Origin of the sequence: Streptomyces sp. NBC_01410 (assembly GCF_045040195.1) — a bacterium.
Lineage (GTDB): Bacteria > Actinomycetota > Actinomycetes > Streptomycetales > Streptomycetaceae > Streptomyces.
The window spans coordinates 2,267,851-2,288,557 of record NZ_CP109530.1 but is presented as its reverse complement, the minus strand read 5'-3'; the positions used below and the strand labels follow the sequence as shown (position 1 = coordinate 2,288,557).

Annotated in this window: 23 protein-coding genes; 15 read left to right on the top strand and 8 right to left on the bottom strand. The window is 70.9% G+C overall.

The window, feature by feature from the left end; translation table 11 throughout:
• Window positions 1–21: 21 nt before the first annotated feature.
• The 5 genes from OG741_RS10575 to OG741_RS10555 all read left to right on the top strand — a co-directional run bounded on the left by OG741_RS10575 (window position 22) and on the right by OG741_RS10555 (window position 5,000).
• Window positions 22–1,035 (top strand): carbohydrate ABC transporter permease, encoded by a 1,014-nt coding sequence (locus OG741_RS10575; RefSeq protein ID WP_405596540.1) that lies wholly within the window; start codon window positions 22–24, stop codon window positions 1,033–1,035.
• The gene (locus tag OG741_RS10570) at window positions 1,032–1,901 is read left to right on the top strand and encodes a carbohydrate ABC transporter permease (protein ID WP_405596539.1); all 870 of its coding nucleotides are present in this window, start codon (window positions 1,032–1,034) and stop codon (window positions 1,899–1,901) included. Before OG741_RS10575 ends, OG741_RS10570 begins: the two co-directional genes overlap by 4 nt.
• Before the next feature lie 47 nt (window positions 1,902–1,948).
• Window positions 1,949–3,610: a glycoside hydrolase family 13 protein gene (locus OG741_RS10565; protein ID WP_405596538.1), complete on the top strand. Its 1,662-nt coding sequence runs from the start codon at window positions 1,949–1,951 to the stop codon at window positions 3,608–3,610.
• A gap of 110 nt (window positions 3,611–3,720) precedes the next feature.
• Entirely contained in the window at window positions 3,721–4,440 is a 720-nt protein-coding gene (locus OG741_RS10560) for a vWA domain-containing protein (RefSeq protein ID WP_405596537.1), read from the top strand.
• Window positions 4,437–5,000, top strand: coding sequence for a HutD family protein (locus OG741_RS10555; protein ID WP_405596536.1), 564 nt, complete (start codon window positions 4,437–4,439; stop codon window positions 4,998–5,000). The genes OG741_RS10560 and OG741_RS10555 overlap by 4 nt, the downstream gene beginning before the upstream one ends.
• A gap of 6 nt (window positions 5,001–5,006) precedes the next feature.
• Here OG741_RS10555 and OG741_RS10550 read toward each other — a convergent pair whose 3' ends face one another.
• A complete protein-coding gene (locus tag OG741_RS10550; protein ID WP_266477454.1) occupies window positions 5,007–5,291 on the bottom strand; it encodes a hypothetical protein in 285 nt (94 codons plus the stop codon).
• Window positions 5,292–5,425: 134 nt separating this feature from the next.
• On the opposite strand from OG741_RS10550, the gene OG741_RS10545 reads away from it, so the two are divergent.
• The gene (locus tag OG741_RS10545; protein WP_405596534.1) at window positions 5,426–5,899 is read left to right on the top strand and encodes a pyridoxamine 5'-phosphate oxidase family protein; all 474 of its coding nucleotides are present in this window, start codon (window positions 5,426–5,428) and stop codon (window positions 5,897–5,899) included.
• Window positions 5,900–5,915: 16 nt separating this feature from the next.
• Here OG741_RS10545 and OG741_RS10540 read toward each other — a convergent pair whose 3' ends face one another.
• Both OG741_RS10540 and OG741_RS10535 read right to left on the bottom strand, forming a co-directional pair.
• The gene (locus OG741_RS10540; protein WP_405596532.1) at window positions 5,916–6,926 is read right to left on the bottom strand and encodes an acyl-CoA dehydrogenase family protein; all 1,011 of its coding nucleotides are present in this window, start codon (window positions 6,924–6,926) and stop codon (window positions 5,916–5,918) included.
• Window positions 6,926–8,071: an acyl-CoA dehydrogenase family protein gene (locus OG741_RS10535; RefSeq protein ID WP_405596531.1), complete on the bottom strand. Its 1,146-nt coding sequence runs from the start codon at window positions 8,069–8,071 to the stop codon at window positions 6,926–6,928. Before OG741_RS10535 ends, OG741_RS10540 begins: the two co-directional genes overlap by 1 nt.
• A gap of 46 nt (window positions 8,072–8,117) precedes the next feature.
• On the opposite strand from OG741_RS10535, the gene OG741_RS10530 reads away from it, so the two are divergent.
• From OG741_RS10530 to OG741_RS10510, 5 genes are all read left to right on the top strand, one after another.
• On the top strand, window positions 8,118–8,906 hold the full coding sequence (locus tag OG741_RS10530; RefSeq protein WP_405596529.1) for an SDR family oxidoreductase: 789 nt from the start codon (window positions 8,118–8,120) through the stop codon (window positions 8,904–8,906).
• 177 nt (window positions 8,907–9,083) lie between these two features.
• On the top strand, window positions 9,084–9,701 hold the full coding sequence (locus OG741_RS10525) for a TetR/AcrR family transcriptional regulator (protein WP_405596527.1): 618 nt from the start codon (window positions 9,084–9,086) through the stop codon (window positions 9,699–9,701).
• Window positions 9,702–9,717: 16 nt separating this feature from the next.
• Window positions 9,718–10,875: an acetyl-CoA C-acetyltransferase gene (locus OG741_RS10520; RefSeq protein WP_405596525.1), complete on the top strand. Its 1,158-nt coding sequence runs from the start codon at window positions 9,718–9,720 to the stop codon at window positions 10,873–10,875.
• Window positions 10,876–11,073: 198 nt separating this feature from the next.
• A complete protein-coding gene (locus OG741_RS10515) occupies window positions 11,074–11,277 on the top strand; it encodes a cold-shock protein (RefSeq protein WP_003969786.1) in 204 nt (67 codons plus the stop codon).
• A gap of 95 nt (window positions 11,278–11,372) precedes the next feature.
• A complete protein-coding gene (locus OG741_RS10510) occupies window positions 11,373–12,962 on the top strand; it encodes a DEAD/DEAH box helicase (RefSeq protein ID WP_405596523.1) in 1,590 nt (529 codons plus the stop codon).
• 165 nt (window positions 12,963–13,127) lie between these two features.
• On the opposite strand, the gene OG741_RS10505 is transcribed toward OG741_RS10510, so the two are convergent.
• From OG741_RS10505 to OG741_RS10490, 4 genes are read right to left on the bottom strand one after another with little or no spacing between them, the layout of a single operon-like run.
• Window positions 13,128–14,198 carry an NAD(P)H-dependent flavin oxidoreductase gene (locus OG741_RS10505; protein ID WP_405596521.1) on the bottom strand — a complete coding sequence of 357 codons (1,071 nt, stop codon included), beginning with the start codon at window positions 14,196–14,198 and terminating at the stop codon, window positions 13,128–13,130.
• A complete protein-coding gene (locus OG741_RS10500) occupies window positions 14,198–14,911 on the bottom strand; it encodes a CoA-transferase subunit beta (protein ID WP_405596519.1) in 714 nt (237 codons plus the stop codon). Before OG741_RS10500 ends, OG741_RS10505 begins: the two co-directional genes overlap by 1 nt.
• Window positions 14,908–15,759 (bottom strand): CoA transferase subunit A, encoded by an 852-nt coding sequence (locus OG741_RS10495; RefSeq protein WP_405596517.1) that lies wholly within the window; start codon window positions 15,757–15,759, stop codon window positions 14,908–14,910. The genes OG741_RS10500 and OG741_RS10495 overlap by 4 nt, the downstream gene beginning before the upstream one ends.
• On the bottom strand, window positions 15,756–16,517 hold the full coding sequence (locus tag OG741_RS10490; protein ID WP_405596515.1) for an enoyl-CoA hydratase family protein: 762 nt from the start codon (window positions 16,515–16,517) through the stop codon (window positions 15,756–15,758). Before OG741_RS10490 ends, OG741_RS10495 begins: the two co-directional genes overlap by 4 nt.
• Window positions 16,518–16,573: 56 nt before the next feature.
• Between OG741_RS10490 and OG741_RS10485 the strand changes: the two genes are divergently transcribed.
• The 4 genes from OG741_RS10485 (at window position 16,574) to OG741_RS10470 (ending at window position 19,179) form a co-directional block, all read left to right on the top strand.
• Window positions 16,574–17,326, top strand: coding sequence for an SDR family oxidoreductase (locus tag OG741_RS10485; protein WP_405596513.1), 753 nt, complete (start codon window positions 16,574–16,576; stop codon window positions 17,324–17,326).
• A 1-nt stretch (window position 17,327) separates the two neighbouring features.
• Window positions 17,328–18,251 (top strand): SDR family oxidoreductase, encoded by a 924-nt coding sequence (locus OG741_RS10480; protein ID WP_405596511.1) that lies wholly within the window; start codon window positions 17,328–17,330, stop codon window positions 18,249–18,251.
• 115 nt (window positions 18,252–18,366) lie between these two features.
• Window positions 18,367–18,774 (top strand): ribonuclease domain-containing protein, encoded by a 408-nt coding sequence (locus OG741_RS10475; protein ID WP_405596509.1) that lies wholly within the window; start codon window positions 18,367–18,369, stop codon window positions 18,772–18,774.
• Window positions 18,775–18,792: 18 nt separating this feature from the next.
• A complete protein-coding gene (locus tag OG741_RS10470; RefSeq protein ID WP_405596507.1) occupies window positions 18,793–19,179 on the top strand; it encodes a barstar family protein in 387 nt (128 codons plus the stop codon).
• Window positions 19,180–19,197: 18 nt separating this feature from the next.
• Here OG741_RS10470 and OG741_RS10465 read toward each other — a convergent pair whose 3' ends face one another.
• Entirely contained in the window at window positions 19,198–20,706 is a 1,509-nt protein-coding gene (locus tag OG741_RS10465) for an ankyrin repeat domain-containing protein (RefSeq protein ID WP_405596506.1), read from the bottom strand.
• Window position 20,707: the final 1 nt, after the last annotated feature.

Here is a 20,707-nt window from a genome sequence, read left to right as displayed (position 1 = left end):
GCCCCGCTGAGGTGACCTCCGATGTCCAGCCTGACGGCACCGCAACGCCCTGCCACCCTGGCGCCCAAGGCGCCCCCCGCCCCCGGCCCGTCCCGAAAACGCGGCACAGGCCGGCTTGCCGCACTGCTTGTGTCCCCAACGCTCCTGGTTCTCGCACTGGTTGCCGGATACCCGGTGCTGGCGGCCTTCCGCGAGTCCCTGTTCAGTGAGAAGCCGGGCCTGGACAGCTCCGGATTCGTCACGGAGGGCGAGCAGTTCACCGGCCTGACGCACTACACGGAGATCTTCGGCGGGGAGGCGGGCAAACAGTTCTGGAACGCCTTCTCCAACACCACGCTCTTCACTGTCACGACCGTGCTCATCGAGACCGTGCTCGGCGTGGCGATGGCCTTGGTGATGAACCGCGCGGTACGCGGCAGAGCCCTGGTCCGGGCCGGCGTACTGGTGCCCTGGGCCATCCCCACCGTGGTCTCCGCCCTGCTGTGGCAGTGGATCTTCCAGGCCGACGGTGCGGCAAACGCCCTGCTGGGGCAGGAGATCCTGTGGACCACGGACGGGATCCAGGCGGCCGTTGCGGTGATCGTGGCTGACACCTGGAAGACCGCGCCGTTCGTAGGGCTGCTGGTACTGGCCGGTCTCCAGCTGATCCCGGGAGAGGTGTACGAGGCGGCGCGCGTGGACGGCGCGAACCGCCTGCAGGAGTTCCTCCGCATCACCCTTCCCATGATCAGGCCGGTGCTGCTGGTGGCAGTGCTGTTCCGGCTGCTGGACGCGCTGCGCATGTTCGACCTGCCGTACGTCCTCGTCGGCGCGCACAAGGAGTCGGTGGAGACGCTGTCGATGCTGGCGTTCGACGAGGCGGCCAACACCCGTTACGGGCCTGCCTCCGCCTACGCGGTGATCCTCTTCCTCTATGTCGCCGTGGTCGCCTTCGTCTTCGTCAGGCTCCTGGGCGCCGACGTGTTCTCCGAGCAGCGGGCCACGAAGCGCGACCGCCGCGCCCGGCGGGCAACGACGAAGGGAGCGACGGCATGAGCGCCACCTCGACCACCGTACGGATTCGGCCCCGGCGACGATTCACCACACCGGCCGTGCTCGCCTTCACCGGCGTCGCCGCGATCATGACCTACTGTCTGGCGCCGTTCTACTGGATGGTCGTCTCCAGCCTGAGGCGCAGCTCCGATCTGTTCGACAAGACCCCGATCCCCTCGCCGTGGTCGCTGGAGAACTACCGAGCGGTGCTGAGGCCGGGGACGGGCTTCGGGCGGGCGCTGCTCAACAGCCTGCTGGTGGCCGGCATCACCACGGTGCTCACCCTGGTGATCGCGGTGTTCACCGCCTACGCACTGGCCAGGCTGGAGTTCCGCTTCAAGAACGCAGTGCTGGCCGTGATCATCGCGACTTCCATGTTCCCGGGGATCGCCCTGGTCGTGCCGATGCTGAAGCTGTTCTCCGGCACGCTGCACTGGGTCAACACCTACCAGGCGATGATCGTGCCGTCGATGTCGTTCGCACTGCCGCTGGCCGTGTGGAACCTGACCGCGTTCTTCAAGCAGCTTCCGCGCGAACTGGAACAGGCCGCGATGGTGGACGGTTGTACTCCAGGACAGGCGTTCCGCAAGGTCATCATGCCGCTGACCGCGCCAGGCGTGTTCACCACCGCGATCCTCACGTTCATCGCCGCGTGGAACGAGTTCATCATCGCCGTCTCGATGGTGAACAAGAACTCGATGCAGACCGCCACGGTCGCGATCTCCCGCTTCGGAGGGTCGACCGGGTTCGACATCCCCTACGGCACCAAGATGGCGGCCGGCGTCGTCGTCACGGTGCCGCTGGTGGTCCTCGTACTGATCTTCCAGCGAAGGATCATCGCGGGACTCACCGCGGGCGCCGTCAAGTAACCGGCCCCCGCCCGCCCCTCACCTACGTTCTTTCGAGGAGAAACACCGTGGCTCCTGCCCGGACCCCCGCCAACTGGTGGCGCGACGCCGTCATCTACGAGGTGTACATCCGCAGCTTCGCCGACGGCAACGGCGACGGTGTCGGTGACATCGCCGGCCTGCGCCGGCGCCTTCCCCACCTCGCCCGGCTCGGCGTGGACGCGCTCTGGCTCAGCCCCTGGTACCCGTCCCCCATGGCCGACGGAGGCTACGACGTCGCCGACTACCGGGACATCGACCCGGCCTTCGGCACCCTGGACGACGCACAGGCCCTGGTGGACGAGGCGCACGCGCACGGGCTGCGCGTCCTCATCGACATCGTGCCGAACCACACGTCGTCCGAGCACGCGTGGTTCCGCGAGGCACTGGCCGGCGGCCCCTCGTCACCGGCCAGGGACCGCTACATCGTCCGGCCCGGTCGAGGCCCCAGCGGCGACCTGCCGCCCAACGACTGGAGCAGCGTGTTCGGCGGCCCCGCCTGGACACGGATCACCGAGCCCGACGGCTCACCCGGGCCGTGGTACCTGCACCTTTTCGCACCCGAGCAGCCGGACCTCGACTGGGACAACGCCGAGGTGCGCGCCGAGTTCGAGTCGATCCTGCGCTTCTGGTTCGACCGTGGCATCGACGGGGTGCGCATCGATGTGGCGCACGGCCTGGTCAAGGCGCCGGGGCTGCCGGACCTCGGCTCGCTCGACGCCAAGCTCCTCGACGGAGTGGGCGCCGGTGACCACCCGCACTGGGACCGCGACGAAGTCCACGAGATCTTTCAGGGGTGGCGCGCTGTCGCCGACGCGTACGGCGAGACCCGTGCCTTCGTCGCGGAGGCATGGGCAGGCACTCCGGAGCGGCTGGCCCGCTATGTCCGCCCGGACGAGCTCCACACCGCGTTCAACTTCGACTATCTGATGGCTCCCTGGCGGGCAGGCCACCTGCGCCGGGTGATCGACGAGTCGCTTACCGCGCTCGGCGCGGTGGGTGCGCCCGCCACCTGGGTGCTGTCCAACCACGATGTCGCCCGGCATGTCTCCCGCTACGCCAGGCCGCAGCCCGAGGGGCAGCAGCGCTCGCTGTCCCAACTGGACCGGTCGGCCGACCTGGAGCTGGGCACCCGCCGGGCCCGCGCCGCCGCCCTGCTCACGCTCGCCCTGCCGGGGGGTGCCTATCTGTACCAGGGCGAGGAGCTGGGCCTGTGGGAGGTCGAGGATCTGCCGGAGGACGTACTCCAGGACCCCACGTGGGAGCGCTCCGGCCACACCGACCGAGGGCGTGACGGCTGTCGTGTCCCGCTGCCGTGGAGCGGTGACTGCCCGCCGTTCGGCTTCAGCCCCGACGCCACCACCGCGGCGCCGTGGCTGCCTCAGCCGGAGGCGTGGAAGTCCCTGACCGCGGAGGTTCAGGACGGCGACCCCGCCTCCATGCTGAACCTCTACCGGTCGGCGCTGAGCGCGCGCCGGAGCAACCCCGCCCTCGGCGACGGCACGCTGACCTGGGAGAGCGCCCCGGACAGCGACGTTCTCTCGTTCCGCCGTGAGCCCGGCTTCCGGTGCGTGGTGAACCTCTCCGACAAGCCGGTGGCCCTGCCCGCCCACAGCGGGGTACTGCTGGCCAGCGGGACGCTGGACGGTGACCGGCTGCCGAGCGACACCGCGGTATGGCTGGCGCTCTGAGAAGACGGGCAGGCCGGGCCGGATTCTCCGTCGTGACGGGAGACCGGCCCGGTCGGGGTCCGGTGACGTAGCCTCAACTCTCCCGTCCCCTCGCACGAACGGAGCCCCGCATGGCGGCCATCAGCCTCGCCAAGGTCGAGGAGAAGGCGCCCGCGCTCGTCAGCCTCTACAAGAGCGCGGGCGTATCGCTGCAGAAGCACGGGCTGAGCGGGCAGCGTGCCGCCGTCTATCTGGTGCTGGACTACTCGGGCTCCATGAAGGACTACTACAAGGACGGCAGCGTCCAGGCGCTCGCCGACCGGGTGCTCGGTCTTGCGGCCAATCTGGACGACGACGGCTCCGTGCCGGTCGTCTTCTTCTCCACGGACATCGACGCGGTCACGGACATCGCCCTCGACAACCACCGCGGCCGGGTCGACGAGATAGTGGCGGGCCTCGGGCACATGGGCAAGACCAGCTACCACCTGGCCATGGACGCGGTCATCGACCACTACGTCGACAGCGGCTCGACCGCCCCCGCGCTCGTCGTCTTCCAGACGGACGGCGGACCGATCAGCAAGCACGCCGCGGAGCGCTATCTGTGCAAGGCGGCGAAGCTGCCGCTGTTCTGGCAGTTCATCGGCTTCGGCAACAAGCGCAGCTCGCAGTTCGACTTCCTGCACAAGCTCGACGAACTCGCCGTCCCCGCCAAGCGCGTCGTCGACAACGCGGGCTTCTTCCACGCCGGACTCGACCCGCGCCAGGTCCCCGACTCCGAGCTGTACGACCGGCTGGTCTCCGAGTTCCCGCTGTGGCTGGCCGCCGCGCGGGCCCAGGGCATCGTGCGATGACGGTACGGGTGCTGCGCGCCGCCGACCGCAGGGCCGTGCCGTGGAAGAACGGCGGCGGCGTCACCCGCGAGATCGCCGTGTCGCCCGAGGGCGCCGGGACGGACGACTTCGACTGGCGGATCAGCCTCGCGGACGTCGGCGCGGACGGGCCGTTCTCCGCCTTCCCCGGCGTGGACCGGATCCTGACCGTCGTCGAGGGCGCGGGGATGGATCTCACGGTCGGCGAACGGCGCACACTCGCCGACGAGCGCTACCGGCCCTACCGCTTCCCCGGCGACGTGGAGACCGACGGCCGCCTCGTCGACGGGCATCCCGTCGTCAACTTCAACGTCATGCACCGCAGGGGCCGTACGGCATGCCTGACCTCGGTGGTGCGCGGAGAACTGCTGGTCGTGGTGCCGTCACGCTCTACGGTCGTGATCGTCGCGCTGGACGGGCCCACGGTCCTCACGGAGGCGCACGTGACACTCGGTCCGTACGACGCTGCGGTACTGGACGAGTCGCCGGGATCACTGCACACGGAGGGGCACGCGGCGGTCGTCACCCTGCGCAGCGGCTGAGCGGTGTCAGCTGGGGGTCCACCAGTTGTGGACTTGAGCGACCTTCGGAGGTTGGCCCGTCTGGGGGAAGCCCAGCTTCTCGGCCACCGGCATCATCACCGTGCCGAACTTGTCCATCGCCTCCTGGGACTCCCACAGGTCAAAAATCTCCAGGCCGGAGTCGGTCGCCACGCAGGTGTGCGACAGGCACCCCGCGAAGGTGTCGCCGGGAAGTGCCTGCAATTGGGCATTGAGGGCGTCGTACTGGTCGGTCGTGATGCCCGGCAGGCTGGCATGCATGAAGATCGCCATCGGGATTCTCCTCGGACGAGGGCGGGTCTTTGGCCAGTACCAGAACAGCACGTACGCCCCGGTAGGGCATCCGAGCCGGTGCGCGCAGGTGAATCCCGACAGGCGGTGTCGGGTTTCCGCGGTTCGATGGAGTCATGACCTCTTCGACGTGGGCAGATTTCCGGACGGCGGAGCCGGACTTCGCCGAGACCGTGCAGCAGCGTTTCCAGCGGTACAAGCACCATGTGCTGGCCACGGTGCGCAAGGACGGGTCGCCGCGGGTGACCGGCCTCGAAGTCGACTTCCGCTTCGGCGAGTTGTGGCTCGGCATGATGCAGGGCTCACGCAAGGCCCAGGACCTGCTGCGCGATCCGCGCTTCGCGATCCATGCGAACCCCGGGCCGGACGACTCCATGGAAGGCGGTGACGTCAAGATCTCCGGGCGCGCTGTGGAGGTGACCGATTCCGAGGTGCTCGACCGCTTCGTGGCGGAGGCGGGGCCGCCGGAGCCGTTCCATCTCTTCCGCGTCGAGGTCGGTGACGTGGTGCAGACGTCGGTCGACGGCGAGGAGCTGGTGGTACGGGCCTGGCGGCCGGGCGGCCCGGTCCGTACGCACCGGCGCCGCTGAGCCCCGGGGCTGAGGGTCAGCCCGCGAGCACCGTCGCCCGGCAGAGCGCGGGGGTGCCCCAGGCGTCCCGCAGCGGGCGGGCCTTGCGCAGCCAGAGGGAGAGGTCGAGCTCGTCGGTGTAGCCGATCGCGCCGTGCAGCTGGAGTGCGGTACGGGCGGCCGCGTACGCGGCCTCGCCCGCGGTGACCTTCGCGGCGGCGATGTCTGCCGGAGCCATGGACAGGGCCGCCCCGTACAGCAGCGGCCGGGCGAATTCGAGCCCGATCAGGGTGTCCGCCAGCCGGTGCTTGACCGCCTGGAAGGAGCCGATGGCGGCGCCGAACTGGGTGCGCTGTGTGACGTACGCAACGGTCCGGTCCAGGAGCGCGAGCCCGACACCCAGTGCCTGCGCCGCGGTGACCAGACGCGCGACATCCCCGGCGTACGCGGCCGCCCGGGCCACGTGGTGCCCTTCGGCGATGACCTCGCCCCCGGCCGCGGGCACGGCCAACCGCCGGGCGGGGTCGGCGGATACGCGCACAGGGCCGTGGCCGTGCGCAATACGGAGACAGGCGGTGCGGTCCGCGCCGGCCCCGGGGCGGGCGTCCTCGTCCGAAACCGCCAGCGTCACACCCGCCACGTCCGCGTCCAGTGCGTAGGCGCCCCGGCCCGCCAGCGTGGCGGTCAACTCGCCCGTGACCAGCCCCGGCAGCAGACGTTTCGCCGGGCCCGCCTCCCCCGATTCCGCCAGCCGGGTCAGCAGCGCCGCCGCCGCGACCGTCTCCACCACCGGGCCGGGCACCGCATGGCGGCCCAACGCGGTGAAAGCCACGGCCAGTTCGACCGGCAGGGGCCCCACCCCCTCGTACGCCTGCGGCGCGGCGAGCGCGAACACCCCCGCCTCGGCGAGTCGCGACCACAGCGCCAGCCCGGGAGCGGGGTCCCCCGCCGCCCAGGCCCGTGCGGCAGCCGGAGTGTCCGCCGACGTCAGCATCGCGTCCAGCGAGTCGCCGAACGCCCGCTGTTCATCGGTGAGCAGGAATCGCATCAGCGGCGGCCCTTCGGAAGGCCGAGCAGCCGCTCGGCGATGATGTCGCGCTGGATCTCGTTCGTACCGGCGTAGATGGGGCCCGCCAGCGAGAAGACATACCCCTCGGCCCACTCGCCGTCCGCCAACTCCCCGTCCGCGCCCAGCAGATCGAGCGCGGTCTCATGCAGTGCGATGTCGTACTGCGACCAGAAGACCTTGTTCAGGCTGGACTCGGCGCCGATGCTCGCGCCCGCGGCGAAGCGCGAGGCGTTGGCGCAGGTGAACAGCTGATACGCCCGCGCGCCGATCACCGCGTCCGCCACCCGGTCGCGCAGCGCGGTGTCGGCCTGATCGCCCGACGCGCGCCACTGCCGCAGGAGACGGTCCGCCGCTGCGAGGAAACGGCCGGGGGAGCGCAGGGTCAGGCCCCGCTCGTTGCCCGTCGTGGACATCGCGATCCGCCAGCCCTGCCCGGGCTCGCCGATCACGTCCTCGTCGGGGACGAAGACGCCGTCGAGGAAGAGTTCGGCGAATGCGGGCTTGCCGTCGATGCGGCGGATGGGCCGCATGGTCACCCCCGGCGCCGCGAGGTCGAACATCAGATACGTCAGGCCCTGATGCGGCTTCGGCGCGTCGGGGTCCGTGCGGAAGATGCCGAAGGCCCGGTCGGCGAACGCCGCCCGTGACGACCAGGTCTTCTGCCCGCTGAGCAGCCAGCCGCCGTCCGTCCGCACCGCACGCGAGGTCAGCGAGGCGAGATCCGAGCCGGACTCGGGCTCCGACCAGGCCTGCGCCCAGATGACCTCGCCGCTCGCCATCGTGGGCAGCACGCGGGCGCGCTGCTCCTCGGTGGCGTGGTCGAACAGGGTGGGGGCGAGGAGGTTGATGCCGTTCTGCGAGACCCGCCCCGGCGCTCCCGCCGCGTAGTACTCCTCCTCGAAGTGGAGCCAGTGGAAGATGTCGACGCCCCGGCCGCCGTACCGCTGTGGCCAGGAGACGACCGACCAGCGGTCCGCGGACAGCCGCGCCTCCCATGCGCGGTGCGCCGCGAAGCCCTCCTCGGTCTCCAGGGAGGGCAGCGGCTCGGCGGGCACGTTCGCGGCGAGCCAGGCGCGGGCCTCGGCGCGGAAGGCTTCCTCGTCGGCGGAGTGGTGCAGGTCCATTCGCGCATCCTTCCCTAACAAGTGTTTGGTAGGTTAACGTGCTGCCGTGACGGACAACAGGGCGCAGTACGTACCGGGGCACGGCCTGCTGAAGGGCCGTACCGCCGTGATCACCGCCGCGGCAGGCGCCGGAATCGGCGGCGCCACCGCCCGCAGATTCCTGGAGGAGGGCGCGCGCGTCCTGATCAGCGACGCGCACACCCGCAGGCTGAAGGAGAGCGAGGAGGCGCTGGCCGGAGAGTTCGGCGCCGACGCGGTGGCCTCACTGCCCTGCGACGTCACGGACGAGAGCCAGGTCCGGGCGCTCTTCTGCCATGCCGTACGTGAGCACGGCGGCCTCGACATCGTCGTCAACAACGCCGGTCTCGGCGGCACCGCCGCCCTCGTCGACATGAGCGACGGGCAGTGGGGCACGGTCCTCGACGTCACCCTCAACGGCACCTTCCGCTGCACCCGCGCCGCCCTGCGCTCCTTCCGCGACACCGGCCGCGGTGGCGTGATCGTCAACAACTCCTCCGTCGTCGGCTGGCGCGCCCAGGCCGGCCAGGCCCACTACGCGGCCGCCAAGGCCGGAGTCATGGCGCTCACCCGCTGCGCCGCGATCGAGGCGGCGGAGTACGGCGTACGCGTCAACGCAGTGGCCCCCAGCCTCGCCATGCATCCCCATCTGGTGAAGGTCACCTCGGCCCAGCTGCTGGAGGAGCTGACCGCCAAGGAGGCCTTCGGGCGGTACGCCGAGCCGTGGGAGATCGCCAACACCATCGTCTTCCTGGCCAGCGCCTACTCCTCGTACCTCACCGGCGAGGTCATCTCCGTCAGCAGCCAGCATGCGTAGGGGGTGTCTTTCGGATCTTGCCGGGCTCGCGTGCCCTGGCACGCACGCTCGCTGCGTTGTCGTCAGTCGCCGACGCTCCGCGTCGGCTCCTTCCTCCGCCTTGCGATCGCACGCACCAGACCCCGCTCCCTGATCCGGCCTGATCCAAAAGACACCCCCTGGGACCACAATGAGCACGTGCCGACTGACAGCAAGAAGAAGACCCAGGTGACCGCCTCGCCCGAGCGGCGCCGCGAGCTCCTCGACACCGCCGCCGAGGTGTTCGCCGCGCAGGGCTACAACGCCACCACCGTCCGCAAGATCGCGGACGAGGCGGGGATGCTCGCAGGCAGCCTCTACTACCACTTCGATTCCAAGGAATCGATGCTCGACGAGATCCTCTCCACCTTCCTGAACGAACTGTGGCAGGGATACGACGCCGTGCTCGCCGCCGGGCTCGGGCCCAGGGAGACCATCGAGGCCCTCGTCACCGAGTCCTTCCGGGAGATCGACCGGCACCGCGCCGCCGTCGCGATCTACCAGAAGGAGTCCAGGCACCTCGCCGCCCAGCCCCGCTTCCACTACCTCACCGACTCGCAGCAGAAGTTCGAGAAGGCATGGCTCGGGACGCTGGAGCGGGGGGTCGCGGACCAGGTCTTCCGCGACGACCTGGATGTCCGGCTCACCTACCGGTTCGTGCGCGACACCGTCTGGGTCGCGGCGTCCTGGTACCGGCCGGGCGGACAGCACAGCCCGGAGGAGATCGCCCGCCAGTACCTGTCGATGGTGCTGGACGGTATCGCCGTACGCAGATGAACAGAGGGGAGCAGTCATGGCCGAGGCCTACATAGTCGAAGCGGTACGCACACCGGTGGGCAGGCGCAAGGGCGGACTGTCCGGTGTCCACCCGGCGGATCTGGGTGCGCATGTGCTGCGGGCCCTGGTCGAGCGCTCCGGAGTCGATCCCTCCGCCGTCGAGGACGTCGTCTTCGGCTGCCTGGACACGGTGGGCCCGCAGGCCGGTGACATCGCCCGTACGGCATGGCTGGCGGCGGGACTGCCCGAGGAGGTGCCGGGCGTGACGATCGACCGCCAGTGCGGCTCGTCCCAGCAGGCCGTGCACTTCGCGGCGCAGGGCGTGCTCTCCGGCACCCAGGACCTGGTCGTCGCGGGCGGCGTCCAGAACATGACGCAGATCCCGATCGCCTTCGCCTCCCGGCAGGCCGCCGAGCCGCTCGGACTGACCCAGGGCCCCTTCGCCGGCAGCGAGGGCTGGCGGGCCCGGTACGGCGACCGGCCCGTCAACCAGTTCCACGGCGCGCAGCTGATCGCCGAGAAGTGGGGGATCTCCCGCCGCGACATGGAGCAGTTCGCGCTCACCTCCCACCAGCGGGCGATCCGGGCCATCGACGAGGGCCGCTTCGAGCGGGAGCTCGTGGCGTACGGCGAGGTCACCGTCGACGAGGGCCCGCGCCGCGACACCACCCTGGAGAAGATGGCGGCCCTCAAGCCCGTCCTGGAGGGCGGCACCATCTCGGCCGCGTGCTCCTCCCAGGTCTCGGACGGCGCGGCGGCCCTGCTGATCGCGAGCGAGCGGGCCGTCGCCGAGCACGGACTGCGGCCGCGGGCCCGTGTCCACCACCTCTCCGTTCGGGGCGAGGACCCCATCCGGATGCTCTCGGCCCCCATCCCGGCCACCGCGTACGCGCTGAAGAAGACCGGCATGGCGATCGACGACATCGACCTCGTCGAGATCAACGAGGCCTTCGCGCCCGTGGTCCTCGCCTGGCTGAAGGAGACCGGAGCCGACCCCGGCAAGGTCAACGTCAACGGCGGGGCCATCGCGCTCGGCCATCCGCTGGGCGCCACGGGTGTGAAGCTGATGACCACGCTGCTGCATGAACTGGAGCGCACGGGAGGGCGGTACGGACTGCAAACGATGTGTGAAGGGGGAGGGCAGGCCAACGTCACGATCATCGAACGGCTGTGAACACGAGCCTTTCGGGGCCGGACATGCTACGGTGAAGTCGTTGCAGTTTTGGTACCCATGAACTTTGTGTGCGCCTGACGGGAATGCTTCCTCAGGCGCACATTATTGTTTCCGGCTTCTCCGGATGGGGGTCAATGCTAGCGACGGGAAATTCACGAGGTGTGAGTTTCCGGCTTGCCCCTGTTTTAGGAGAATGACATGGCTACTGGAACCGTGAAGTGGTTCAACTCGGAAAAGGGCTTCGGCTTCATTGAGCAGGACGGCGGCGGCGCCGACGTCTTCGCCCACTACTCGAACATCGCCACCTCTGGCTTCCGTGAGCTGCAGGAGGGCCAGAAGGTCTCCTTCGACGTCACGCAGGGCCAGAAGGGCCCGCAGGCGGAGAACATCGTCCCGGCCTAATTGCCTGACGCGTATCTCGCAGCCGGGGCCCGCACCGTCAAGGTGCGGGCCCCGGCTTGTGTGCTGTCTCACATGCCCAGGAGGGCAATATCCGCATGACTCGCTCCGAACGCCCGGCCCGTCCCACGACGCGACAGCGCCCGGTCAATTCCCGTGCCAAGGGTCCCGCGAAGGGCTCCGGCAAGGCTCCCGCCCGCAAGGCGGCGCCCCCGCAGGAATTCACGCTGCCGGAAACCACCACCCCCGCGCTGCCCGCCGTCGAGGCGTTCGACGAGCTGGACATGCCGGCCGCCCTGCTGAAGACCCTCGTGGCCCAGGGCGTCACCGAGCCCTTCCCGATCCAGGCCGCGACCCTGCCGAACTCCCTCGCAGGACGAGACATCCTCGGCCGCGGGCGCACCGGCTCCGGCAAGACCCTCGCCTTCGGGCTCGCGCTGCTCGCCCGTACCGCGGGCCGGCGCGCCGAGTCGAAGGCACCGCTCGCGCTCGTTCTCGTACCCACGCGTGAGCTCGCACAGCAGGTCACCGACGCCCTGTCCCCGTACGCGACATCCGTGCAGCTGCGGATCGCCACCGTCGTCGGCGGGCTGTCGATCACCAAGCAGTCGGGCGCGCTGCGGCGCGGCGCCGAGGTGCTGGTGGCCACCCCCGGGCGGCTCAAGGACCTCATAGAACGCGGGGACTGCGTACTCGACCAGGTGGCGATCACCGTCCTCGACGAGGCCGACCAGATGGCCGACATGGGCTTCATGCCGCAGGTCACGGCGCTGCTCAAGCAGGTCGAGGCGGGCGGTCAGCGGATGCTGTTCTCGGCGACGCTGGACAAGAACATCGACCGGCTCGTACGGATGTTCCTCACCGACCCCGTCGTGCACTCCGTCGACCCGTCCGCGGGCGCGGTCACCACGATGGAGCACCATGTGCTGCACGTCGCGGACGAGACCGACAAGAAGGCCGTCGCCGTGCGCATCGCCGCCCGTGACGGCCGCGTGATCCTCTTCGTCGACACCAAGCGCTCCGCCGACCGCTTCGCCAAGCGGCTCCTCGCCAGTGGCGTACGGGCCGCGGCGCTGCACGGCGGCCGCTCGCAGCCGCAGCGCAACCGCACGCTCGACCAGTTCAAGAACGGGCAGGTCACCGCGCTGGTCGCGACCAATGTCGCCGCGCGCGGCATCCACGTCGACGACCTCGACCTGGTCGTGAACGTCGACCCGCCCGTCGACCACAAGGACTACCTCCACCGCGGCGGCCGTACCGCGCGGGCGGGCGAGTCCGGCAGCGTCGTCACGCTGGTGCTGCCCGAGCAGCGGCGCGAGATGACCCGGCTGATGGCGGACGCGGGCATCAACCCGCGCTCGGCGCGGGTCAAGTCCAGCGACGAGGAGCTCAGCCGCATCACGGGCGCGCGCGAGCCGTCCGGGGTCGCGGTCACCATCGAGGTGCCGCAGCCGGTGGTGCAGCAGCAGCGGCCGCAGCGGCGGCGGGCGCAGGTGCCGGGGCAGGGTACGGGTACGCAGAGCGGTGGCGGTGGCGGGCGAAGCCGTGGCCGACGCGGCGGTGGCGGCCAGGGTGCCGGTGCCGGTGCAGGTGGCGGTCAGGGTGGCCAGCCTCGCCAGGGTGGCCAGGCCCGCCAGGGTGGTCGCCCGGCGGGCGGCGCGAGGGGCGGCCGGCGCACGGCGGCGTAGGCGCCTGCAGCGGGGCTTGTTCCCCTGCCCGCCCCTTCCCGTAACCGGGGGCGCTGCCCCCGGACCTCCGCTCCTCAAACGCCGGAGGGGCTGAAAAATCAGCCCGTCCGGCGTTTGAGGACATGCGGCCGAAGGTCTCATACGGGGTCCGGGGCGGAGCCCCGGTTAAGGGAACGGGCGGGGTGGGGGAGAAGCCCGCGGCAGCGCACCCAGCGCCGCCGCCGCCTCCGACATCACCCGCCCCACCAGCTCCTCACAGCTCGGCAAGTCCTCGATCAGCCCCGCCACCTGCCCCGACGCCATCACGCCCAGATCCGTGCGGCCCTCCACCATCGAGGCCCTCAGCAGCATCGGGGTGTTCGCGGCGAGCAGGACCTGGCTCCACGTCAGGTCCTTGCCGTGCTTCATGGCCAGGCCGTCGCGGATCATCCGCGACCAGGACAGGCCCGAGAGCTTCTTGAAGCCCGCCGCCCGGCGCAGCGCCTGGGCCAGCGCTCGCGTACGGCCCGCGCGCTCGAGCGAGTCGACCAGCTCGCTCCGCAGCATCCGGTGCGGCAGACCGTCGACAGCCGTAGTGACGGTGATGTCCTTGACCGTCGCCGCCAGGTACCTCCCCTTGACCGCCTCCGGCACCGTCGAGTCCGACGTGAGCAGGAAGCGCGTGCCCATCGCGATGCCCGCTGCCCCGTAGGCCAGCGCCGCGACCAGGCCGCGTCCGTCGTGGAAGCCGCCCGCGGCGATGACCGGGATGTCGACGGCGTCCACAACCTGCGGGAGCAGGACGGTCGTTGCCACGTCGCCGGTGTGGCCCCCGCCCTCGCCGCCCTGGACGATCACCGCGTCCGCGCCCCACGCCGCCACCTTCTCGGCATGCCGCCGCGCGCCGATCGAGGGGATCACGATCACCCCCGCGTCCTTCAGCTCGGCGATCAGTTCGCGGGACGGCGCGAGGGCGAAGGAGGCGACGCGGACCCCCTCGTCGATGATGATCCGTACGCGATCGCGCGCATCGCCCGCGTCCGCGCGGAGATTGACGCCGAAGGGCGCGTCCGTCCGGGAGGCGACCTCGCGGACGGCCCGGCGCAGTTCGTCGAGGGTCATCGTCGCCGAGGCGAGGATGCCGAGGGCGCCCGCACGGGCAGTCGCGGAGACCAGGCGGGGTCCCGCCACCCACCCCATGCCGGTCTGCACGATGGGGTGCCGGACGCCGGTGAGTTTGGTGAGGGCCGTCTCCATCAGCCCCTGACCTCGCGTTCGCGCAGACCCTTCGGGTCGATCACCTCACGGATCAGCCGCAATTCGTCGGTGGTCGGCTCACGCGTGTACGGGACATCGTCGGGGATCGTGAGCGTGAAGCCGGTGGCCTGATGGATCTGTTCGACCGTGACACCCGGGTGCACGGACGCGAGCCGCATCGAGCGGTCCTCAGTCTCGAAGTCGAAGACGCCGAGGTCGCTGACCACCCGCGGGATGCGGTGGTGGCGCGCACCGGCGGCACGGTCGTAGCCGACGCCGCAGACCATGTCGACGCGTTCGACGAAGACCCGGGGGGAGTGCCTGGGCACCCAGTAACTCACCGGATTGTTCAGGGTGTTGACGGGCGCCCCGCGTACGCCGAGGAGCTGGCGCGTGGGCCGTTCCCACGGTCCGATGCAGGAGATGTTCTGGTTTCCGTAGCGGTCGATCTGGCTCGCGCCCATCATCACGTGCCGTTTGCCGCCGGTGACCAGCGCGAGGTGCTGGCGGTAGGGCAGCCAGCCCTCCGTCGTCCCGTCCGGGCCGACGAGCATTGCCTCGCCGTCCGTCATGAGGAGGTCGGGGGAGAAGGTCGCTCTGGCCAGCCGGGCGCCGACGGACGGGATCAGTCCCATGGGGCTGGCCAGCACTTCGCCGTTGCCCCGCCATGCCTCGGCGCAGGCGATCACGCAGTACTCGGAACGACTGATCACTGCTGCTCCTTGTGCCAGGCCTGGACCGCCGACTGGTAGTCGTGCTCGCTCGTGCCGGACAGGAAGCGCTGCGCGAACTCGGGCCAGGGGGTGGTCGCGTACAGCCTCTGGAAGGACTCGTCGCGGCCGTGGTCGGGGGCGCAGGAGGTGAAGTGCGCGCCGTTCGGCGTCTCGACGACGCCGGTGACCGAGTGCCGTTTGACCAGCAGAGTCTGTGGGGCGGCGCCCTTGGTCAGCTCGGCGGTCTCGACCAGCCGCTCGCAGGAGACGTACGCGGTGTCGGCGGCCTCGCAGAACAGATCGTCGAAGTAGGGATCGGGGCCCAGGTACTGGCCGTTGCCGAGCCGGTCGGCACGGTTGAGGTGGACGAGCGCGGCGTCCATCCGCAGAGCCGGTACGGCCACGAACTCCTCGCCGTCCTCGTACGGCGAAGTGACCGTGCGCAGCTCCGGGTTGACCCGCATCACGTCCGAGCCGAGGCCCGCGCGGACGGGGAGGAAGGGCAGCCGGTTGGCGGCGGCGGTCAGTCCCCACATGAACATCGCCTCGTCGATCTCGGTGAGGGCGAAGTCGCCGCGCTCGCGGGCGGCGCGGTAGTGCGGTTCGAGCGGGATCGAGTCCAGGGTGACGAAGGCCGTGACGAGTCTGCGGATGCGGCCCGCGGCGGCAAGGAGGCCGATGTCAGGGCCGCCGTAGGAGACGACGGTGAGATCAGTGATCTCCGTACGGAGCAGTGCTCGCACCAGGGCCATGGGTTTACGGCGCGAGCCCCAGCCGCCGATGCCGATCGTCATCCCGCTGCGCAGGCGGGAGGCGACGTCGTCGGGCGTCATCGTCTTGTCGGTCACGCTCGGTCCTCCTTCTTGCCTTCGGTGCCGAAGGTGTCGCGGACGCGGCCGGCGACCCCGCTGAGGTTGGCCTCGAAGGTGAAGCCCTGCTCGAAGCGGTAACTGCGGCGCACGTCGACGGGGTCGATGCCGTTGATGGCCGCCTTGGCCAGCCGGATGAGCAGGCCGTCCTTCTGTGCGATCTCCCGCGCCAACTCCAGGGCGGCGTCCGCCAGTCCGTCGCGCGGGACGACCTTCCAGACCGAGCCGTGGGCGTGCAGTTCCCGCGCGGTCGCGGTGCGCGAGGTGTAGTACAGCGCGCGCATCAGATGCTGGGGCACGAGCCGGGCGAGATGGGTGGCCGCGCCGAGTGCCCCGCGGTCCAGTTCGGGCAGTCCGAAGACGGCGTCGTCACTGGCGACGATCGCGTCCGCGTTGCCGACGAGGCCGATACCGCCGCCGAGGCAGAAGCCGTTCACGGCCGCGACGACAGGGACCTCGCACTCGTAGACCGCGGCGAATGCCTCGTAGCAGCCGCGGTTGGCGCCGATGAGGGCGGAGTGTCCGCTGTCGCGCTGCATCTCCTTGATGTCGACGCCCGCGTTGAAGCCGCGGCCCGCGGCGGCCAGGACGACGCAGCGGACCTCGGGGTCCCGGCCGGCCGTGCGCAGGGCGTCGGCGAGGTCGTACCAGCCCTGTATGGGAAGGGCGTTGACGGGTGGGAAGTCAACCGTGACGGTACAGATGCCCTTCGCGGGGCTTGCGGTGGAGACACCCATGGGCGGATCAGCTACCTTTCCACCAAACATTTGTTAGGTGAGGAAGGTAGCAGCCGATGGAGCTGGACGGGAGGGTGGCTGTCGTCACCGGCGGCACGCGGGGCGTGGGCGCCGGAATCGCCCGCGCGTTCCTGCGGGCGGGCGCGGCAGTGGTGGTCTGCGCGCGACGGCCGCCCGAAGTGCCCCTCGCCGGGGCCGAGTTCGTACCCCTCGACCTGCGCGATCCTGCGGCGGTGGGGGAGTTCTTCGACGGGGTCGTGGCGCGGCACGGCCGGCTGGACACCCTCGTCAACAACGCGGGCGGCACGCCGTACCGCCTCCTCGGGGAAGCGGACGCGGCCCGCCATGCCCGCGTGATCGAGCTCAACCTCACCGCACCGCTGACCGCCTCGCTCGCGGCCCACGGACATCTCAGGACCGCCCGCGGCTCGATCGTGATGATCGGCAGCGTCAGCGGCGGCCGTCCCTCGCCCGGCACGGCCGCCTACGGGGCGGCGAAAGCCGGACTGGAGAGCCTGGCCCGCTCCATGGCCGTGGAGTGGGCACCCGAGGTGCGGGTGAACACCCTGGTCCTCGGCATGGTCCGCACCGAACTGTCCCCTCTGCACTACGGGGACGAGGAGGGCGTCGCCGCGGTCGGCCGCACAGTCCCGCTGGGGCGGCTGGCCGAGCCCTCCGAGATCGGTGACGCGGCCGTGTTCCTCGCCTCCCGGCGGGCGGCGTATGTCAGCGGCGCCTCGCTTCTGGTGCACGGCGGCGGCGAGCGCCCCGCCTTCCTCGGTGCCACAACTGTCAACAAGGAGACCTGAGATGACCGGCAGTGCCATCCCGGGGGACAACCCCCGGACCCCCGGCAGGAACATGTGCGAGGGGCGAGTGGTGATCGTGACGGGTGCGGGGCGCGGACTCGGGCGGGCCCACGCGCTCGCCTTCGCCGCCGAAGGCGCCAAGGTCGTCGTCAACGACCTGGGTGTCGGCCTCGACGGGGAGGGCGGATCGAGCGGACCCGCCCGGCAGGTCGTCGAGGAGATCGAATCGCTCGGCGGCCGGGCCGTGGCGCACGGCGGTGACATCGCGACGAGCGAGGGCGCGGCCTCTCTCGTCAACACGGCGCTGGAGGCCTACGGGCGGCTCGACGCCCTGGTCAACAACGCGGGCTTCCTGCGCGACCGGATGCTCGTCAACCTCGACGAGGACGAGTGGGACGCCGTGATGCGCGTCCACCTGAAGGGCCACTTCCTGCCGCTCAAGCATGCCGCGGCGCACTGGCGTTCCGAGGCCAGAGCGGGGCGGCCGGTTGCGGCACGCGTCGTCAACACGACCTCCGGGGCAGGGCTGTTGGGCAGCGTCGGCCAGGGCAACTACGCGGCGGCCAAGGCCGGAATCATCGGCCTGACCCTGGTCGCTGCGGCCGAGATGGGCCGCTACGGCGTCCAGGTCAACGCCATCGCGCCGGCGGCCCGTACCCGGATGACCGAGGAGACCTTCGCCGGTCTCTCCGCCCTGCCCGAGGATGTCTCGCCGCTCGTCGTCTGGCTCGGCTCGGCGGCCAGTTCGGGCGTGACCGGCCGTGTCTTCGAGGCCGAGGCGGGCCGTATCACCGTCATGGAGGGCTGGCGGCCCGGCCCCACGGCCGACAAGGGGGCGCGCTGGAGTCCTGCCGAAGCGGGCGAAGCCGCCCTGAAGCTGCTGGCCGAGGCGGAGTCTCCGGGACCTGTGTACGGCGTGCGGTAGCCGCGCGGACAGAATGTGAAGGCAGGAGTCCGCCGGTTCATTGACCGGTTAACTCCCGGGAAATTCAGCCCAGTTGGCATTGACGCGTCAAGGTCTACGCGCATCAATGGTGCGTATGCGAATCCCCCCACGAATCGCCACCCTCGGTGGCATCGCTGCCCTCGCCTCCACCCTCCTCATCGGCGGACAGGCCACGGCAACCCCCACGGCCGCGGTCGCCCCCACGACCGCCGCCGACATCGGTCACATCTGCTACTCCGACCTCCCCTCCCAGGCGCACGACACCCTCGACCTGATCGCGCAGGGCGGGCCCTTCCCGTACAAGCAGGACGGAACCGTCTTCTCGAACCGTGAAGACATCCTGCCCTCGCACTCCTCCGGCTACTACCACGAGTACACGGTCATCACCCCGGGCTCCCCGAACCGCGGCGCCCGCCGCATCGTCACGGGCAGCGCGGACCGGGAGGACTACTACACCGCCAACCACTACGCCTCGTTCGACCTCGTCGACCACCGCTGCTGAGCCGGTATCCTCCGCCCCGTGACCAGGACCTATGTGATCGACGGGGCGGAGGTCACCGACCTCGACGCCTTCTGGCGAGTGATCGGCGAAGCCGTGAACGGGCCAGGCGGCTACTTCGGCCGCAATCTCGACGCCTTCGCCGACTGCCTCAGCGGCGGCATGGGGACACCGGACGACGGCGACTTCGTCATCGAGTGGCACGACCACGAACTCTCCCGTACGGCGCTGGGCCGGGACGAGACCTTACGACAGCTTCAGCTCCGGCTTGCGCGGTGCCATCCGGCGAACAGGGCCTCTGTCCAAGAGCAGTTGGCGCAGGCGAGGGACGGCATCGGCACGACCGTCTTCGACTGGCTGGTGGAGATCATGCAGGAGCGGGCGCCCGGCGCGCTCCGTCTGACGTGAGGACTTCGACGAGCGCGATCAGCGGTAGCGCGGCGCGGTCTGCTCCAATCGCCGCCTGAGCCTGTCGTCGTGTATGTGCCGCACGGCTTCCGCGGCCGCCCCGCGTGCGTACCCGTCCGGGTCCGCGTCCGCGAGAATCCGCGCCAAGGTCGCTTCCGCACGCGGATCCTGACGGATCGCCAGCCCCCGGGCCGCCTCGGCCGCCGTGTCCACATCGCTGTCCGTGAGCCGCGCCGCCAGCGCCTCCCGGATCTCCTTCGTATCGGCTTCCACGTCCGCGAGCGCGGTCGTCGCCCAGTCCCTGACATGGGGGTCCGCGTCCCGGCTCAGCGTGATCAGCGTCCCGATGCCCTCGGTGTGATCGCCCGGGACGAGCCCGAACAGCGAGAGCGCCACCTGATTGCGCACCTCCGCGTCCGGATGCCCGGCATGGCGCAGGATCTCCGGCAGGGCGGCCGGATCCCCGTGGTGCCCGAGCCCGAGGACGACCGCCTGGATCAGCTCCGGCTCCCGCGCCTCCCGGGACAGCTCGCGCAGCAGTGGCAGCGCGCGGGCGGCGAACGGGCGCAAGTCCTCGTCCCCGAAGCCCAGTTGAGCCAGCACGTCCGCCGCGAACGCCTGGCGCAGCGGATCGTCGCTCGCACACCAGGCGGCCGCCGCCTGGAAGGTCTCCTCGCCGCCGCGGCCCCACAGCGCCATCACCGACTCGACCCAGTCGTCCTGTCCGGGATCACCGCAGCGCAGGGCCCGCTCGGCCAGGTCCTCGTACGGCGTCCGGATCCCCAGCTGCTCCTCGAGCAGCGTCACGATCGCCGCGTGGCCGGTCTGCTGCTCACTGCCCGCCCTCGGTGCGCCGTCCTGGAGCAGTTCGACGACGACGGTCACCCCGCCGTCCTCCTCGATCCGGCGCGCCACCGTCTCGTACTCCTGGCCCTTCCCGTACGCGCTGAGCAGCCCCTGGCGCAGCTCGCTCTCCACATCCCGGGCGAGCCACTGCCGGGCCTCCGCGAGCGCAGCCTCCTTGGCCTTGGCGCCGTGCCGCAGCAGGGCCCGCACGGTAGAGGGGGAGCCGCGGCGTGCGGCGAGCACCAGCGGCCGCTCGCCGCCGGGTCCCTCCAGATCGGGGTCGGCGCCGTACTCCAGCAGGGCCTCGGCCGTCGCGGCGTGCCCCAGGGTCACCGCCCAGCGCAGTGCCGTGAAGCCGTACGCCTCCGGCTGGTCGGGGCGGGCGCCCGCGGCCAGCAGCGCCCGTACCACCTCGGTGTGCCCGCCGACCGCGGCCCCGCACAGCGGCAGATCCCCGCCCTCGGGGCCCGAGCCGCGCCCCGGGTCGGCGCCCGCCGCCAGCAGCAGCCGCACGATGCCCGCTTCGTCGCTCACCGCCGCCCGGTAGAGCGGAGTCTGCCCGTCCGCGTCGGTCAGCTCCGCGGGGACCTTGGCCCGCAGCAGTGCCACGACGGCGTCCTGCGCGCCGCTGTACACCGCTTCGAACATCTCGCGGGCGCCCGCCGGCGGCTCTTTCGTCATA